Origin of the sequence: Helicobacter sp. MIT 01-3238, from assembly GCF_003364135.1 — a bacterium.
In the GTDB taxonomy this organism is placed as follows: Bacteria; Campylobacterota; Campylobacteria; order Campylobacterales; family Helicobacteraceae; genus Helicobacter_B.
In genome coordinates, this window is record NZ_NXLN01000002.1 from 38,911 (window position 1) to 55,578 (window position 16,668).

At 41.3% G+C, this 16,668-nt stretch carries 15 protein-coding genes and 1 pseudogene; 15 read left to right on the plus strand and 1 reads right to left on the minus strand.

Translation table 11 applies throughout. The annotated features are described in order from the left end of the window. Positions 1–73 precede the first annotated feature (73 nt). The 3 genes from CQA40_RS01095 (at position 74) to lepA (ending at position 4,182) form a co-directional block, all read left to right on the plus strand. Positions 74–1,141, plus strand: a complete 1,068-nt coding sequence (locus CQA40_RS01095) for a methionine ABC transporter ATP-binding protein (RefSeq protein ID WP_408941400.1) — start codon at positions 74–76, stop codon at positions 1,139–1,141. A gap of 639 nt (positions 1,142–1,780) precedes the next feature. Beyond that, positions 1,781–2,380, plus strand: a complete 600-nt coding sequence (locus tag CQA40_RS01100; RefSeq protein WP_084330407.1) for a methionine ABC transporter permease — start codon at positions 1,781–1,783, stop codon at positions 2,378–2,380. Positions 2,381–2,388: 8 nt separating this feature from the next. Further along, positions 2,389–4,182 carry a translation elongation factor 4 gene (gene lepA / locus CQA40_RS01105; RefSeq protein ID WP_115519160.1) on the plus strand — a complete coding sequence of 598 codons (1,794 nt, stop codon included), beginning with the start codon at positions 2,389–2,391 and terminating at the stop codon, positions 4,180–4,182. Positions 4,183–4,374: 192 nt separating this feature from the next. Here the strand turns inward: lepA and CQA40_RS01110 are convergent. Further along, a pseudogene (locus CQA40_RS01110) lies at positions 4,375–4,987 on the minus strand (nitroreductase family protein). A gap of 251 nt (positions 4,988–5,238) precedes the next feature. Here CQA40_RS01110 and CQA40_RS01115 point away from each other — a divergent pair. The 12 genes from CQA40_RS01115 to purB all read left to right on the plus strand — a co-directional run bounded on the left by CQA40_RS01115 (position 5,239) and on the right by purB (position 16,624). Next, complete coding sequence (locus tag CQA40_RS01115; protein WP_115519161.1) at positions 5,239–5,919, plus strand: lysophospholipid acyltransferase family protein; 681 nt, start codon at positions 5,239–5,241, stop codon at positions 5,917–5,919. A 94-nt stretch (positions 5,920–6,013) separates the two neighbouring features. Next, on the plus strand, positions 6,014–6,997 hold the full coding sequence (locus tag CQA40_RS01120; RefSeq protein WP_023928472.1) for a hypothetical protein: 984 nt from the start codon (positions 6,014–6,016) through the stop codon (positions 6,995–6,997). Between the two features lie 33 nt (positions 6,998–7,030). Continuing rightward, entirely contained in the window at positions 7,031–7,567 is a 537-nt protein-coding gene (locus CQA40_RS01125; RefSeq protein WP_115519162.1) for a hypothetical protein, read from the plus strand. A 20-nt stretch (positions 7,568–7,587) separates the two neighbouring features. Beyond that, entirely contained in the window at positions 7,588–8,223 is a 636-nt protein-coding gene (locus CQA40_RS01130; RefSeq protein ID WP_023928470.1) for a hypothetical protein, read from the plus strand. A 75-nt stretch (positions 8,224–8,298) separates the two neighbouring features. After that, a complete protein-coding gene (locus CQA40_RS01135) occupies positions 8,299–9,018 on the plus strand; it encodes a hypothetical protein (protein ID WP_115519163.1) in 720 nt (239 codons plus the stop codon). 17 nt (positions 9,019–9,035) lie between these two features. Next, a complete protein-coding gene (locus CQA40_RS01140; RefSeq protein ID WP_115519164.1) occupies positions 9,036–9,518 on the plus strand; it encodes an META domain-containing protein in 483 nt (160 codons plus the stop codon). Positions 9,519–9,706: 188 nt separating this feature from the next. Beyond that, complete coding sequence (locus tag CQA40_RS01145) at positions 9,707–11,659, plus strand: 6-hydroxymethylpterin diphosphokinase MptE-like protein (protein ID WP_115519165.1); 1,953 nt, start codon at positions 9,707–9,709, stop codon at positions 11,657–11,659. 33 nt (positions 11,660–11,692) lie between these two features. Next, entirely contained in the window at positions 11,693–12,280 is a 588-nt protein-coding gene (locus CQA40_RS01150; RefSeq protein WP_115519166.1) for a restriction endonuclease, read from the plus strand. A gap of 64 nt (positions 12,281–12,344) precedes the next feature. Beyond that, positions 12,345–13,565: a class I SAM-dependent methyltransferase gene (locus tag CQA40_RS01155; protein WP_115519216.1), complete on the plus strand. Its 1,221-nt coding sequence runs from the start codon at positions 12,345–12,347 to the stop codon at positions 13,563–13,565. A 107-nt stretch (positions 13,566–13,672) separates the two neighbouring features. Then, on the plus strand, positions 13,673–14,557 hold the full coding sequence (locus tag CQA40_RS01160) for a site-specific DNA-methyltransferase (protein ID WP_115519167.1): 885 nt from the start codon (positions 13,673–13,675) through the stop codon (positions 14,555–14,557). After that, the gene (locus tag CQA40_RS01165; protein ID WP_258864412.1) at positions 14,557–15,168 is read left to right on the plus strand and encodes an HNH endonuclease; all 612 of its coding nucleotides are present in this window, start codon (positions 14,557–14,559) and stop codon (positions 15,166–15,168) included. The genes CQA40_RS01160 and CQA40_RS01165 overlap by 1 nt, the downstream gene beginning before the upstream one ends. A 106-nt stretch (positions 15,169–15,274) precedes the next feature. Beyond that, positions 15,275–16,624, plus strand: a complete 1,350-nt coding sequence (purB, locus tag CQA40_RS01170) for an adenylosuccinate lyase (protein ID WP_115519168.1) — start codon at positions 15,275–15,277, stop codon at positions 16,622–16,624. Positions 16,625–16,668: the final 44 nt, after the last annotated feature.

Consider the following 16,668-nt stretch of genomic DNA (forward strand, 5'->3'; position numbering starts at 1 on the left):
AAAAATAGCAATATACAAACTTCTTTTATACCTCTTAAACTCCTTATGTTTTAGATTGATTAAGGATTGCTAAATGACTTCTATTGATTCTGCGGATTCTATGATTTCTCTACGCAAAGTTTCAAAAACCTATCCAAACGGATTTTGCGCGATTAAGCCACTTGATTTGGAAGTGGCAAGGGGCGATATTATGGGAATCATAGGGTATTCAGGTGCAGGCAAATCAACCCTTATCCGCCTCATAAATCGCTTAGAGAATCCAAGTAGTGGCGAGGTTTTCATAAATGGTGAAAATATCCTCACCCTCTCTCAAGCCAAGCTACAAAAAAAACGCCAAAAAATCGGTATGATTTTTCAGCATTTCAATCTTTTGTCCTCACGCTCCGTGTATGGCAATGTCGCATTTGCACTTGAAATCGCTAAGTGGGATAAGAAAAAAATAGATTCTAGGGTAAAAGAGCTACTAGAGATTGTCGGGCTTAGTGATAAGGCGGATTTTTATCCAAGTCAGCTTAGCGGTGGGCAAAAGCAGCGAGTGGCGATAGCTCGCGCCCTTAGCAACCACCCTGATATTTTGCTTTGTGATGAAGCCACAAGCGCACTTGATACCAAGACAACAAAATCTATCTTGGAGTTGCTAAAGCGCATTCAAGCGGATTTGGGGCTTACTATCGTGCTTATCACACACCAAATCGAAGTCGTGCGACAAATCTGCAATAAAGCCTGTGTGATGAGTGCGGGGGAGATTATTGAGCGTGGAAGTGTGGAAGAGATTTTTAGCGCACCTAGAAATGAGGTTACGCGCGAGCTACTCTCATATATGCCTACTCATCTTTTTGATGCGCAGTTTTTTAGCGGAAGTCTTAGCAATGGAGCAAACTCGCTTATCAAAAATCCAAGTAATGTCTATAAAATCTCCTTTGTAGGCGAGCATATAAATGAGCCTTTGATTTCAGAAATAGTCCAAAAATTTGGCGTAGAAATCAACATTTTAGCAGGCAATATCGAACCGCTTAGCACGACTAAAGTCGGGCATTTGCTTGTAGAATTTAGCCAAGATAAACAAAACGAACTAGCCATAGACTACCTAAAGCAAAAGGGGTTAATTATACAAAATCTAGAAATCCTACAAACAAGCTAAAACTCGCTCAAATCCACCCCGCTCAATCAACCAAAAAAAGCACAGCAAAAACAAATAAGGAAAAAGATACGAATGAAAAAAAAGCCTAAAAAACAAATTTTAGATTTTGCAAACCTTGCATTGATAGATTTTCTAGCAAATGCTTCTGCTAGTTTGGTGCTTAAAAAATCGCTTGCTTTTGTGCGCTTTTTGTTTATTGCGTTTGGGATTTTGGTGCTTTTTAGCCTAAGTGTTGCACCATTTTTGCGTGATATAAGCACGCTTAGTAATATCTGCTATGAAAAGCAATTAGCCACGCTAGAATCTGCCAAAGAGCAAAATCTAGCTAAAGATTCTTTGCAAAATCCCACCAAAGATTTTCCACAAAGCACGCAAGAATTGCCAAAGTATTTTTTGCGCGAAGTTGCTATATCGCTTGACTCTAGTGCGCAAAAAATCGATTCTACTTTTGGGGATTATTTGGGCTTAGTTAGTCCATTTATCGCCACATATTTTGGTGGGTTTTTTATAGATTCTAGTGAGGCAGATTATCTAGAATCTGCTCTAGATGATTCTAGCCAAAATCTACAAAACCTAATCGCACAAAAACTTATCTATAACTACACGCAAATTTCACAGCCCACTTATGACACGCTTTATATGGTTAGCATCTCCACCCTCATTGCTGTGATTTTTGGGTTACCTTTGGGAGTGCTACTTTGCCTAACAAAAAGGGGGCGGATTTTTTCCTGCCAAAGTCTAAATGCTATCATCGGCTCGGTTGTAAATATTATCCGCTCTTTTCCTTTTATCATTTTGATTATCTTGCTTTTGCCACTATCTCGCCTTATTGTAGGAACTAGCATTGGCGCAAGTGCGGCGATTATCCCGCTATCCATAGCGGCGATTCCTTTCATCGCTAGGCTATTTGAGGGGGGACTAGATGAAGTAGATAAAGGACTTATAGAAGCTAGCCTAAGTCTTGGCGCGTCAAAACTTGGTGTGATAAAAATGATGATAGCTGAAGCCCTGCCTAGCATTTGCAATGCCGTAGTCATCACTATCATCGGGCTTATTGGCTACTCGGCTATGGGCGGTGCTGTGGGAGCTGGCGGGCTTGGCGATACAGCGATACGACTAGGATTTCAAGGCTATCAGCCCGATATTTTGTTTAGCACTGTGATTGTCATCATTATCCTTGTGCAATGCGTGCAGGGCATAGGGGATTCTCTAGTGGCTCGCTTGCGAAAATATCGCTAAGGCGCATTATGCAAAATCTTATCCGCAATTTTTCTATCATCGCACATATCGACCACGGCAAAAGCACGCTAGCAGATAGAATCCTCCAAGTTTGTGGCGCGGTAAGTGAGAGGGAAATGCACTCTCAAATGATGGATACAATGGATATAGAGCAAGAGCGCGGAATCACCATAAAAGCCCAAAGTGTGCGCTTAAATTACGCGCACAAAGGCAAAACTTACACGCTCAATCTCATTGACACGCCCGGACACGTGGATTTTAGCTATGAAGTTTCGCGCTCGCTTAGCTCGTGTGAGGGGGCTTTGCTCGTGGTTGATGCCACGCAGGGCGTAGAAGCGCAAACTATCGCAAATGTCTATGTCGCGCTTGATAACAACCTAGAGATTTTGCCCGTGATAAACAAAATCGACTTGCCTGCCGCAGACACACTAAAGGTGAGCATAGAGATTGAGGAAAGCATAGGGCTAGATTGTGCTAATGCCTTGCAAGTGAGTGCCAAAAGTGGCTTAGGCGTGCAAAATCTCATAGAAACCATAATAGAGAAAATCCCCCCGCCAAACGGAGATGAGGGCGCGCCCACAAAGGCGTTAATCTATGATTCGTGGTTTGATAACTATCTTGGTGCGCTAGCCCTTGTGCGACTAAAAGATGGCAATATCGCGCAAGGAAGCGAGGTGCTGATAATGAGCACGGGCAAAAAATACGAAGTGCTAAGCCTATACTACCCCCACCCTGTGCAAAAAATCCCAACAAAGCAAATTTCTTGTGGCGAAATCGGTATCGTGTGCTTGGGGCTAAAGTCGCTAGAGGATTTGCGCGTGGGCGATACTATCACGGATGCAAAAAAGCCTACAAAAGAGCCAATAGAGGGCTTTATGCCTGCTAAGCCATTTGTCTTTGCGGGGCTTTACCCCATAGAAACGGATAAATTTGAGGAATTGCGAGACGCGCTAAACAAACTTGCGCTTAATGACTCCGCGCTAAGCTATGAGCCTGAAACCTCTGTGGCGTTAGGATTTGGGTTTCGCGTGGGGTTTTTGGGACTGCTGCATATGGAAGTGGTAAAAGAGCGATTGGAGAGAGAATTTGGATTAAGCCTCATAGCCACTGCGCCAACGGTGGTGTATGAAGTGCATTGCACGGACGGAAATGTGCTTAATGTGCAAAATCCAAGCGAACTGCCCGAAGTGCAAAAAATCGCACTTATCAAAGAGCCCTATGTGCGAGCAAATATCATCACGCCTAGCGAGTTTGTCGGCAATATCATCACACTGCTTTCAAACCGCCGTGGCGTGCAAGAAAAAATGGACTACATAACCCAAAACCGCGTGCTACTCCAATACGCCCTGCCAAGCAATGAAATCGTAATGGACTTTTATGACAAGCTCAAGTCTTGCACGAAAGGCTATGCGAGCTTTGATTATGAACCCATAGAATCTAGAGAGGGGGATTTGGTGCGCTTAGATATTCGCGTGGCAAATGAAATAGTCGATGCGCTCTCAATCATCGTAGATAGAAGCAAGGCGCAAGAAAAGGGACGCGCACTTGTAGAAGCGATGAAAGGGCTAATCCCAAGACAGCTTTTTGAAGTGGCAATCCAAGCGAGCATAGGCTCTAAAATCATCGCACGAGAAACAGTAAAATCTATGGGCAAAAATGTAACGGCAAAGTGCTATGGAGGGGACATAACGCGTAAGCGAAAGCTCCTAGAAAAGCAAAAAGAGGGGAAAAAGCGAATGAAAGCTATCGGCAAGGTGGATTTGCCCCAAGAGGCATTCCTAGCGGTGCTTAAGATTGATTAGGTTGGGTTTGTGGGGGGGTAAAGGATTCTTTACTTTACAAGCCTAAACAAGTCTAAAAGGCTATAAAAAGTTTGCAAAATCAACCACACAAAATCAGCTTTTGATTTTGTGTGGGTTTAGCTATTTGGCAAAAAGCGCGAAAGTATGGAAAAATAAGATTTTTATCTTTCCATTAAAGCCATTTTACGAAAGCTATTTTTTCCAAAACTCAATCACTTGGGATTTGTCTTGACGCTTTTTGCTGTGGTGTGGCTCGCTTGCTTTGTATCCAAGAGAGAGGACTACTGCTACGCCAAAGGGCTTTTTGATGCCTAAAAACTCCTCGACCTTATCGCGCTCAAATCCGCCAATCGCACAAGAATCAATGCCTCTAAAAATCGCAGCATTCATCATTTGCATTAGCGGGAGGTAGCATTGGGTTTGGCTAAAGTGGAAAATCTCCTCATCGCTTAGCTTATCCGCCCAGCCTGTATAGACGCCCAAAATCTGCTCAAAATGCGCATCATCAGTGGCAAATCGCCTCACCTGTGCCCTAGCAAACTCATCTTTGCTTTTTAAGTCCATTCGCCCCAAGATTACGATGTTGTAGCTTGCAGTGGCGACATTTTCTTGATTGTAGCAGCATTTTGCTAGCTGCGCGCTATACTCATTGCCCACTACGATGAATTTCCACGGCTCAAAACCATAGCCACTGGGGGCAAGTCGCCCTGCCTCTAAGATGAAATCCAAATCCTTGGCTTAAAATCGCTTTGTCGCTAAATTTTTTACACGCGTGTCGTGCGTTTAGAGATTCTTCAAAAGTCATTTTTTGCTCCTTTTTACCCTTTTGGGTCAGAATTTAAAAACGCAATGATAATGAAACTTTGGTAAATTTTGCTCACACAAATAAACAAAAATTATTAAATAGTATTTTTGTATCAAAATGTGCCAAACATAAGACGCAACAAGGTGTGATAAAATCTCTAAAACACACTTCAAAAATTTTGCAAAATACCCAAAAAGCGATAAAATACCGCATACACAATCTTAAATCCCACATAAGGAAAATCTCGCATTATGGATATAAAAAAACGGCTTATCGCTTATTTTGTCCCTCGCTTTGGTTTTTTTCTCACTTGGATTTTATACGCGCTAAACAAAAATCGATTTTTTTTGCACGAAAATCTAGCAAATGACAATGTAGTCATTTGTTTTTGGCACGGAGAAATGCTGATGATGCCTTTTCTTTATCGCAAATTGCGCTCTAAGCCAAACACGCATAATGTCCATATCATCAGCTCAAGCCATTTTGATGGTGGGCTTATAGCTTCTATGTGTGAGTTGTTTGGTATGAAAACCATTCGTGGAAGCACAGATTCTGGTGGTAAGCGCGGTGGTGTGCTAGCCCTAATGCAATCCATAAAAGCCCTAAAAAGCGGTGCAGATATAGGCATAGCAATGGATGGACCACGCGGACCGTATCATCATATAGCCGATGGGCTGATAATGATGGCACAAAAAAGCGGGAAAAAAATCAATTTATGTCGTATCGTGCCTAGCCGATACTATGAGTTTAAAACTTGGGACAGATTTTGCTTGCCTCTTCCTTTTGGAGAGATATGCTATTATGGATTTGAGGGATTTAGGCTTGATTCTAGCCTAAGCATTGAGGAAGCAAGGCAAATCCTGCAAGACAAAGTCGCCAAAATCGATAAAATTTTGCAAGATAAGAATCAATTTAGCCTAAATCTTTCTTAAATCAAATCTTTGAAAAACCGTGCCAAAATAAATTTTGTGATAAGAGGCTTTAGCAAAATAGCAAAACACTAAAAACCTCCAAAAAGGACACCAAATGGGATTGATACACTCACTTGTCTCGCCATTTTTTAGCAAAGTTTTTATCTCTATAAATGTCGATGCGCTCTCTTGTGCTATCAAAGTCGTGCGCGTAAAAAAGGGGCGCACCATAGAATCTTTTGTGCGAGAGTTTAAAACAGGGGAAAACAAAATCCCAATGGACGCGGTAAAAATCGTGCGCAAATATCGCCGAAAATATCCTTTCACTTACATAAGCGTGCTACTTAAATCCCTCGCACAAGGCGTGGTAATCCAAAAAAATGGCAAGGATTTTTTCCTAGCAAATGTCCGCCCACAAGAATGCGAAATCATTACCGTTGGCACTTGTCGAGTGTTTGCCAAAAAAGCGTTGCTAAGGGATTATTTGCGAAAATATGACATTGTAAATGGTGTGGATTTTGTGTTTTCGCCATTTTTGCTTATCGCAGCAAATTCGCTAAGCTATCCCACACTTGGTAATAATCTCTATGTGCTTTTGCAAAGGAGCAATATCGCTTTAATGGTTATCAATAGGCAGCAGATTTTGTTTTCTGGATTTTTTTTGGCACAGAGTGAGATAAGTGCGCTAAATCGCGAAGAGCAGCAACGCCCGACCTTACATTTGCGCAATTTTGAAGATTTCTCGCTTGATGATGACTTTGATAATTTTGAAAAAATGGAGAGCGAAACTTCTATGGAAAATCTCCAAACTGATATGTTTATCCCAAATCTTGAGGAGAAAAAAATCAACTATGATGATATGCCCCGCGCTATTGTCATAAGCAAAGTATTGCTTGATGGCATAAAAGAGTATTATCAAAATCCATTTTATAACGGCGAATTTATCGATAGAATCATATTTTTGGATGCGTGCAAGCTAAGCGATGAGGCTTATGACTTCATCACAAAAGAAGTGATGATAGAATCTGTGAAGCGTGATTTTGACTTGCCGACTTTGCTTGTGAATTTTGCCATAAGAGAACTTGGGCGAGAAGAATAAACCAAGCAAGGCAGAATTAAGGAGAAAAGAGCAATGAGAATTAGCTTTGTCCGTCCCAAGATAAAATATATCATCGCCAAAGTAACCAAGATTTGGTGGTTTTATTTTTTGGTTACTGCTTTTATCCTCGTAGCGTTTTATATGTTTCTAAAGCAAGAAATCATCAATTCCAATATCCGCACAGAGGAATACAGAGAAAATCAAAAAATCTTGCGAGCTCGCATAGGGCTCACTGATGAATACTTCGAGCGACTTGTATTTGAAGCTACTTTGGTGCATAATCGAGCAGATAAAAACAATATCCGCCGTGATAAGCTAGCGGACTTGCTTCATCTAATCCCTGATAAAATCACACTGCATTCTGTGGAGCTAGATGAAAACTCCCTAACTTTAAAAGGCGTAACCCCCTCTAAAGAGTTTTTTTATTTTGCTTTGCAAGACCCACTAAAAGCGAATTTTGGACGTTCAAATGTGAGCTTTTACGCACTATCAAATGGCTGGTATGAGTTTATATCTATTAGCACAAGTATCCCATTGCCAAGCCAAAACACCCAAGTAGCCGCACCATAAACGCGGCATAAAGGATAAAAATGCCACCCAAAAAATTCCCTCCCAAGCAGTCAAAGCAAGAAATATCACAAAGCTTTAGCCCTGACCTTGTTATTAGGAATCTTATCTTTACGACATTATATGTAATAGGGATTTTGTGGTTTTTTAGTAGCTATATTCTCCCTACGATGAAATCTTTTAAATCCCAATACATCATAGAGCGCAAAGAAAGGCTCATCTATGAGGAAATCGCTAGAGGATACAGCGCGGCAAAACAGCGACTTGATGACTTTGCAAACCTAAACACAAACGCTCTATCCAAGCTCCAAAACGCCGACCCACAAGCAGAGACAAAAGCACTTGTTGCAAAATTTTTGACTATAAAAGAAATGCGTAGAGTAAGCCAAAGTGAGATTCCAAATGAGGGCACAAGAAGCATAACTTTTGCTTTTAAAACACAAACAAAAAGCGTGGATAACATTTGGAAACTCATTGACAAACTTGACTCTCTTAGCTCAAGTGCGGTGATAAACCTCCCCATACAGATAAAAAAAGTCAGTATGCAATCTCAAGTCTATGACATTCTTTTGCACATAGAAGTGAGGCAAAATACATTTATACCAAATGATGAGACAAAAGCAATCCTCCAAGAGATAAAAGCCCAAAGTCGCTACTAAAGCCAAATAGTGCGTTTATGTCGCATGTTTTGGCATATACTTGACACACAAAAACAAAGCATAAGGACAAAGATTTTGAAAAAAAGATTTTACTCCGCTTTTTTTACTTCCATTCATCAAGCACGAGAAAACAACTACAAGGCAAAAGACTTGCTTATATTTGCCTGTTATGTGGTTATTTTGCTTATCGCCCTACCTAGCTCCATAGAGCATATTTCTAGCTCAAGCACGGCTGAATCTAGCTCTGTGCTAAATTATATAATGATTGTTTTTGTGCCTTTGGTGCGATTGGTAGTGGAATTTGGTGCAAATCTTTTGGGGATTTGCACCCTATTTGTATGCGCGGTTTTGAGCGTGCGCTATAAGATTTTGCAAAACTATGCCCTGCTTTTTGTGCTGTATCTAGTGTGTGCTTATCCTAGCTTCTTGCTTTTGGGTGTTTGGAGTGATATGCCTGCCAATCTTTTAAGCATCGCAAATAGTGATTTTTTGGAATTGTTGCGACTTGTCTTTGTAAAAAAGGCATATTATATGGTGATTTTTATCTATGCTAAGCGCGTGTGCTATGTATTTTTGTTTTTCGCGCTTTTTGATATGGTGTTTTTCGCGCTAAAAAATCATAGCAAGCGTGATTTTATCCGCAACATATATCACTCTATCCCCAAAATCGTGTGGTGGAATCTACTTTTTTCACTCGCCCTTTGTGTAGCTACGATTTTGGCATATTTGCTTTGTGTAGGCGAGCTAGTATGGCACTCTTGGCTAAGTAGCATAGCTTTTATATTTGGATTTTAGGCTTATAAGGAGATGATATGTGCCTAGCGATACTAAAAATCCCTTGCAAAATCGCTCTATGCGCTTTAAGTGTCTTAGTGCTAAGTGCTACAAATGCAAATGCTTATCAAAATATACTAGGGATAAATGCCTACTCACTCATATCGCAAAAAAAATGGGAGATAGACTCTATGCGAGTAGGAGAGTATGAAATCATCATTCCAAACGACATAGAAAACGCATATCTAGTTTTCAACGGAAGTAGCGTATCAGGCATAGCAGGGTGCAATAATTTTTTTGCTAGCTTTCAAATAGCAGGTGGTGGCAAAATGATAGTAGTAGAGGGAGGAGGGGTTACAAAAAAAGCGTGTGATTCTATGCAGGCAGAGCGGATTGAAGCGATTTTTATCAAAAACTTTATCGGTAAATTTATGGTGCAAGGAAATGATGAATATATCGAGCTTTTGGGAGAATCTGGATTTTCTATCCGCCTATTTCCCTCAATCACACTTGAGCCTTAAGCTAGATTTGTCTCGCTAGCGTGCGCCTAAAATCACAAATTGCTTATGTGCTTATTTAGCGATTGAGTATTATTGATTCTACGCTACAATATTAGGCATTTGGTTAAAGGCTTTTGGCTATGTAATTAGGCTTGGCTAACTAGAAAAATCTGAAATCCACTTACAAAATCCAAAAAGGGGTTGTCATAATGCTGCTTGAAGTGCTAAAATCCAATGATTACGAAGCGATACAAAAAGAAATATCCGTGCGTTTTGCAAAAAATATGGAGTATTTCCAAAAAACCTCGCCCGAGCTTTTTGACGCACTAAAAGAACCCCCCACAGAATATAACCTCCTCATAAATAAGCAAGGCTTAAATATCATAAACCTCGCTACTAGCGAGCTTTCATATCCATTGGCTGATTCTCTCTCTACTATGGTAAGCGTAAATGAAGCCCTAAGCCTCTCTCCGCTCAAAAATGATAAATGGACGATTCACTCTAATGGCATTTTTTTGGACAAAATGGATACGAGCAAATTCCCTATCACAGGGCAAGCGTGCAATGATTTTATAGAGCTATTATTTAAGCACGATGGAATCAAAGAGTATTTTTTAAGCAAAGATTTTATGCCCTCAACTTGCATTTTTGGACTACTTGGTGGAATGTTTTTGGAGTTTATCATTGAGAGGGGAGTGTTTTTTCACTCACTTTTGATTTTTGAAGAAAATCTTGATATGTTCCGCGTAAGTTGCTACTTCGTGGATTATCCTAGACTTTTTAGTCGCGTAAGTGATGGGGCGTGCTATCTTTTCGTCAAAGACTTGGTAAATCGCTTTTTTATCCGCAACTTTTTTGCTCGCCAAAAAATCACAAATAATTTCCTACGCGCACAAATCAATCTCTACAAAAGCCCAAAAATAGAATCAGCTATGCAAATCGTAAATGAAGAATACGCTAGCAATGCACGAGGTTGGGGGAGCTTTGAAGATGAGATGATAGGCATAGAAAATACTCTAAAGAATATAGCCAAACCAAAAAGTCGCAAAGAAAAGCAAAATCTATTTCTTGTAAATCCCAAGCGTGTGGATATGCCTATTTGCGTGGTTGGAAATGGTGCTAGCCTAGATTCTAGTTTGGAGTTTTTGCGCGAAAATCAAGCAAATATGATAATTTTTAGCTGCGGGACAGCGATAAAGCCACTAAAAGAAGCGGGGGTAGAGCCAGATTTCCAAATCGAAATTGAGCGCGTGGATTATCTAGAAAAATATCTCTCCCCAATACTTGGCAAAACCCCATTGCTATGTGGAAATATGGTAAATCCTAGTGCGCTAAATCTAGCAAGTGAAAAATATCTATTTATGCGTGGGGGAAGTGCGAGTGGATATATGTTTAAAAGCCCTTTTGTTATGGAGTTTTGCGCTCCATTTGTGGGAAATGCGGGATTTGCGCTTGCTTGTCAGCTAGGGAATGAAGTGCTTATGTGTGGGCTTGATTGTGGCTACATAAAGGGGAGGGCTAAGCACGCTAGCAACTCTGCCTATGGAGATGAGGATACAAACTTGCCAAGCAATGCTTTGCGCGTGCGAGGGAATTTTGACCACGAAGTGTATAGCGACTCAATCTTTTTGCTATCAAGCCAAATGATAACAAACGCGATAAAATCTCTAAAGCCAAAAATGGTGCTAAATCTAGGCGAGGGTGCTTATATAGAGGGTGCGCGTCCTAGCAAGATAAGTGAGTTTAGCTTGAAAAAAAATAAAAAATCCACCTTTGTAAAGCAAATAAAGGGCTATTTCAAAGAGGATAAAAAACTTATTTTTAGCGATTTTAGAGAGGATTTTTATCTCCAAGAAATACAAGAGTTTAAATCCAAACTTTCAAACGCGCTAAATACCACTATTACCACCAAACAAGAGCTATTTCAGTGGGTGGATATGATATTTGCCATAAACGCCAAAAAGTCGATAAACTCGCCATTTGTTGGGATTCTCTTTGAGGGAAGTCTAGCTCATATCTGCCAAAATCTAATGATAGCAGCACTGCATTTGCCACATAATGACATTAGTGCGTTTTTTGATGAAGCAAAAGATAGTATCCAAAATGCCTTTGATAAAATGCTACTACGCTATAAAATGCTCGCCTCAAAGTATCAAAACTAGCTAAGGGCTGTATGCAAAAATTTACTTTGTGAAATGGTTGCGTTTTTGCAAAGGCAAAATCTACATTTAAGCAGAAGTAGCCGAGATGGGCGCATAAATTCTGCGTTTAACGAAGATGAGATTTTTAATCTGCTAGAAGCAAATTTTGCGATAAATCGCCCTAATATGCGCGATTGGGTGGATTTTAGTTTTGAGGTGGAGGGCGCGTTTTATCCTGTCAATATCAAGGTAAGCACCACGCAAACAACAGATAATCTCAACTGCAAACTTGGAATCTACTACGCACTCACAGGGCAGATTTCACCATTTAGTAATGGTGTGGATTGGGAGACTTACTTTCGCACATTAAAGCAAAATCTGCAAGAAAATTCCAAAGATTATTACTTTCTCATTGTGAATAAAGAGGATTCGCGTGATATTTTTGCCACCTCGCTAAAGAGTCTAAAGCACATTATTCCAAATGGCAATAACCTACCATTTCAGGCAAAATGGGACGCGAATCGTGAGATAATACAACGCAATTTTAGTGAGGCAAAGGACTTTTTGCTAGGCACATTTGAAAAGTCGCTAAAACTCCGTGCAGACGCATATCTATCATACAAAAGGTATTTTTGTGAATAGTGATTTTGAGCTTGACATTACGCATTTAGGGCAGGTTTTTACCCCGCAACATATCGTTAGCGATATGCTTAGTCTTGTGCGCAGTGTGAAGCACACGCAAAATCCGCGATTTTTAGAGCCAAGCTGTGGCAATGGGGCGTTTTGGCAAAATCTCCCAAGCAACAAAGTCGGCATAGAGATTGACACAAACGCGCTTAAAGCATTCGCGAATCTAGATTTTAAACCGCAAGATAAACTCCTAAACATAGATTTTTTTAGCTACCCCGTGAGTGAGAAATTTGACACGATAATCGGCAATCCGCCTTATGTGCGCTACCAAGACATACTTGATTCGACAAAATCCCTGCTAAAGCCATTTAGCGCGATATTTGATATGCGAACCAATCTCTATCTCTTTTTTATTTACAAATGCGTGTTGCACCTAAAGGAGCGCGGTGAGCTTATTTTCATCACGCCACGCAATTTCTTAAAAAGCACGGCGAGTGTGAAGCTAAATGAGTTTCTTTTCGCGCAAGGTAGTATCACAGACTTTGTCGAGCTGGGGGACAAAAGGATTTTTGATAAAGCACAGCCAAATTGTGTGATTTGGCGCTTTGAGAAGGGAGACTTTTCGCGCAAAGTAAATCTAGCGCGTAATTTTAGCTGTGTCAATGGACAGCTAATGCTAACTAAAAATCGCTACACAATTCCATTTAACGCGCTATTTTTTGTCAAGGTGGGCGCGGTAAGTGGCGCGGATAAAATCTATGCGAATGATGAGTTTGGCAATGTAGAGTTTGTGTGCTCCCACAGCGCAAAAAGTGGCAAAACAAAAAAGATGATTTATGGCGAGTTTGGCAAAAATAGCGCGTATTTGCAAGGCTTTAAGCCACAGCTTTTGAAGCGCAAAATCAAAAAATTTGATGAAAATAATTGGTGGGAATGGGGGCGCGACTACCACAAAAGCGATGAAGCGCGAATCTATGTAAATGCTAAAACGCGCAATAAAAAGCCCTTTTTCTTACACCCCTGCAAGGCTTATGATGGCTCTGTGCTGGCGGTTTTTCCACGCTTTAAGGGGGATTTGGAGGATTTGAAAATGCTATGTGAAATGCTAAATAATGTGGATTGGGAGGAGCTAGGATTTGTCTGTGATGGGCGGTTTTTATTTAGTCAGCGCAGTTTGGAAAATTCTATGCTTGGAAGTGAATTTGGGGAGGTTTATAAGCGAGTGCAATCTCGCAAACTAAATGTGGTGGAATCAAAGCACACAAATGCCACGCAAAAAATCGCGCTAGATGCTTAAAGCAAATAGATTTTGCTAAAGTGGCGACAAAAGGGATTTAATCATTTGGCAAAAACAAATATAGAGAAAATCTAGTATAATTACGCAAAATATCTAAAAGGGCATAAATGACTTTGGTTTCACACACAAACAGCGATATTGTCGAATCAAATGCAGATTTGGCATTCATCACTACAAAAGTAAAATCAACGAATTTAAAAAAAACAAAGCCACAAAAACTATTGCCATTTTTTAGCCACAAAAATGTCGCTTTGTATGAGAGTTCTGTGCTTGAATGCTCACTTTTAGCTCCGCAAAGCCTTGATTTAATCATCACTTCCCCACCATATAATGTCGGCATAGAATATAACTCAAATGACGATAAGGGCGAGTATGAGGCTTATTTAGGTTTTTGTGAAAAATGGCTTAAAAATTGTTATCTTTGGGTAAAAGATGGGGGTAGATTTTGCCTTAATATACCGCTTGATAAAAACAAGGGCGGACAGCAAAGCGTGGGTGCGGATTTGACAAATCTTGCCAAAAAAATCGGGTGGAAATACCACAGCACAATCGTGTGGAATGAGGGCAATATCTCGCGCCGCACGGCTTGGGGTAGTTGGCTTAGCGCGTCTGCACCTTATGTCATCGCGCCTGTGGAGCTAATCCTCGTGCTTTATAAAGGCGAGTGGAAAAAATCCCAAAAAGGCGTAAGCGACATAAACAAAGATGAATTTATGGCTTGGACAAATGGACTTTGGAGCTTTAATGGCGAATCCAAAAAGCGCGTAGGACACCCCGCGCCCTTTCCGCGCGAACTACCAAAGCGGTGTATAAAACTTTTTTCTTTTGTGGGCGATGTCGTGTGCGACCCATTTAGTGGCTCTGGCACAACTATGATAGAAAGCCACCTCAACAAACGCACATTTGTCGGAATCGAGATAGACAAAAGCTACTGCGAACTTGCCAAAAATCGCTTTTTGCAAACGATTCAAAAAGAAAAAGGATTGTTTTAATGAGTGATAAAAGGCACATTTCACAATTTGATTTGATAATGGAATTTTTTAAGGCAAATCCTAAGCGCGACATTTCGCACCCTGAAGTTGTGGATTGGGTAACAAATGAGTGGCAAAAACGCACGGGTAAGGTGTTTCGCGACCCCGATAGAGGCATAAGGAGTTTGCACCAAAAAGGGTATTTGCAAAAAATCGCCAAAGGTGTGTATCGCTATGAACCTGAAATGGTGCATTTAAGGGAGGATTTGGAGGATTTTAGCCCCGCTTTGAAAAAGCAGATTTTACAGAGGGATAATTACAAATGCGTGATTTGTGGACTTGGCAAAAAAGAGGGCGTGGAGCTACACATAGACCACATAAAGCCAAAAGATTTGGGCGGTAAAGCGACTTTACAAAATGGGCAAACTCTGTGTGCTAGGCATAATTTTTTAAAGAAAAATTTAAAGCAAACCGAAACGGGTAAGAAAATGTTTATACAAATGCTTGAAACAGCAAAGGAAAATGATGATAAAGGGCTAGTTGCTTTTCTAAAAGAGTGCTTGAAGTGTATGAAAAGCACAATATCAATGGGCATATTGTGTGGAAAAAGTAGGCAAATAATTCTTGCGTGAAAAATATGCCAAACAACAATATAAATCCTTGCCAAAATCACTTCAATACGACAAAATACGATACAGCTTAAAAGACAAAAACAACCAACCACAAAAGGAGCGATGAATGGTAGAACGATATGCAAGAGAGCAGATGAAAGCACTATGGAGCACAGAGGCGAAGTATGGCGCGTGGCTAGAGGTAGAAAAGGCTCTGGTGCGCGGGTGGAACAAGCTAGGGCTTATCCCTGATAGCGATTGTGAGAAAATCTGCGCGAACGCGAAGTTTGACATAGCGCGCATTGATGAGATTGAGGCGGTTACCAAGCACGATTTAATCGCCTTTACCACGAGTGTAGCGGAGTCTTTGGGCGAGGAGTCGCGGTGGTTTCACTATGGCATTACTTCGAGCGATTGTATCGACACAGCGGTGGCACTGCAGATGAGGGATTCTCTAAAGCTCATTATGCAGGGCGTGCGTGATTTGCGCGAAGTGATAAAGAAAAAAGCCTATCAGCACAAAGACACGCTTATGGTGGGGCGAAGCCACGGCATTCACGGCGAGCCTATCACATTTGGGCTTGTGTGCGCGGTGTGGTATGATGAGATGGGGCGACATTTGTATTCTCTAGAATCTGCTCTTAAGCTCATCAGCGTGGGGCAGCTAAGCGGTGCTATGGGAAATCTCGCCCACACGCCAATAGAGCTAGAAGAGCTCGTGTGCGCAGAGCTAGGACTAAAGCCCGCTCCTGTGAGCAATCAAGTAATCCAGCGCGATAGATACGCACGGGTAATCACGGACTTAGCCCTGCTAGCAAGTAGTTGTGAGAAAATCGCTGTGGAGATTCGACATTTGCAGCGCACGGAAGTGTATGAGGCGGAGGAGTTTTTCGAGGAGGGGCAAAAGGGCAGTAGTGCTATGCCTCACAAGCGCAATCCCGTGCTAAGCGAGAATATCACGGGGCTTTGTCGCGTGATTAGGGGGTTTGCCCTGCCTGCTATGGAGAATGTCGCGCTGTGGCACGAGCGTGATATAAGCCACTCTAGCGTGGAGCGATTTATCCTGCCAGATAGCTTCATCACCACAGATTTTATGCTCGCTCGCCTTAGTAGCCTGCTAGATAAACTTCTCATCTACCCCAAAAATATGCTAAAAAATCTCAACCTCACAGGTGGGCTTGTTTTTTCACAGCGCGTGCTGCTAGAGCTACCCAAAAAGGGAATCTCGCGTGAAAATGCCTACAAAATCGTGCAAAGAAATGCGATGAAGGTGTGGCAGGATTTGCAGGAGGGAAAAAGTGCGCTTAATGAGCGCGGGGAATCGCTGTATTTGCAGTATTTGCTTTCAGATTCTGAACTTCTCAGCGCGATAGGGCAGGAGGCGATAAAGGAGTGCTTTGATTTTGGCTACTACACAAAAAGCGTGGATTGCATCTTTAAGCGCGTCTTTGGGGAGCAGCCTTTGGTAATCCATTAGGGGATAAACCTATTTTGTTAGATTTTGCTTTGTTTGGCATATTT

Bases quoted from the DNA above. Each gene is read 5' to 3' on its own strand.
- CQA40_RS01125 (WP_115519162.1), top strand. From the start codon at position 7,031: ATGAGAATTAGCTTTGTCCGTCCCAAGATAAAATATATCATCGCCAAA.
- CQA40_RS01130 (WP_023928470.1), top strand. From the start codon at position 7,588: ATGCCACCCAAAAAATTCCCTCCCAAGCAGTCAAAGCAAGAAATATCA.
- CQA40_RS01150 (WP_115519166.1), top strand. From the start codon at position 11,693: ATGGTTGCGTTTTTGCAAAGGCAAAATCTACATTTAAGCAGAAGTAGC.
- CQA40_RS01115 (WP_115519161.1), top strand. From the start codon at position 5,239: ATGGATATAAAAAAACGGCTTATCGCTTATTTTGTCCCTCGCTTTGGT.
- CQA40_RS01100 (WP_084330407.1), top strand. From the start codon at position 1,781: ATGGTTAGCATCTCCACCCTCATTGCTGTGATTTTTGGGTTACCTTTG.
- CQA40_RS01160 (WP_115519167.1), top strand. From the start codon at position 13,673: ATGACTTTGGTTTCACACACAAACAGCGATATTGTCGAATCAAATGCA.
- CQA40_RS01165 (WP_258864412.1), top strand. From the start codon at position 14,557: ATGAGTGATAAAAGGCACATTTCACAATTTGATTTGATAATGGAATTT.
- CQA40_RS01140 (WP_115519164.1), top strand. From the start codon at position 9,036: ATGTGCCTAGCGATACTAAAAATCCCTTGCAAAATCGCTCTATGCGCT.
- purB (WP_115519168.1), top strand. From the start codon at position 15,275: ATGGTAGAACGATATGCAAGAGAGCAGATGAAAGCACTATGGAGCACA.
- lepA (WP_115519160.1), top strand. From the start codon at position 2,389: ATGCAAAATCTTATCCGCAATTTTTCTATCATCGCACATATCGACCAC.
- CQA40_RS01155 (WP_115519216.1), top strand. From the start codon at position 12,345: ATGCTTAGTCTTGTGCGCAGTGTGAAGCACACGCAAAATCCGCGATTT.
- CQA40_RS01145 (WP_115519165.1), top strand. From the start codon at position 9,707: ATGCTGCTTGAAGTGCTAAAATCCAATGATTACGAAGCGATACAAAAA.
- CQA40_RS01095 (WP_408941400.1), top strand. From the start codon at position 74: ATGACTTCTATTGATTCTGCGGATTCTATGATTTCTCTACGCAAAGTT.
- CQA40_RS01120 (WP_023928472.1), top strand. From the start codon at position 6,014: ATGGGATTGATACACTCACTTGTCTCGCCATTTTTTAGCAAAGTTTTT.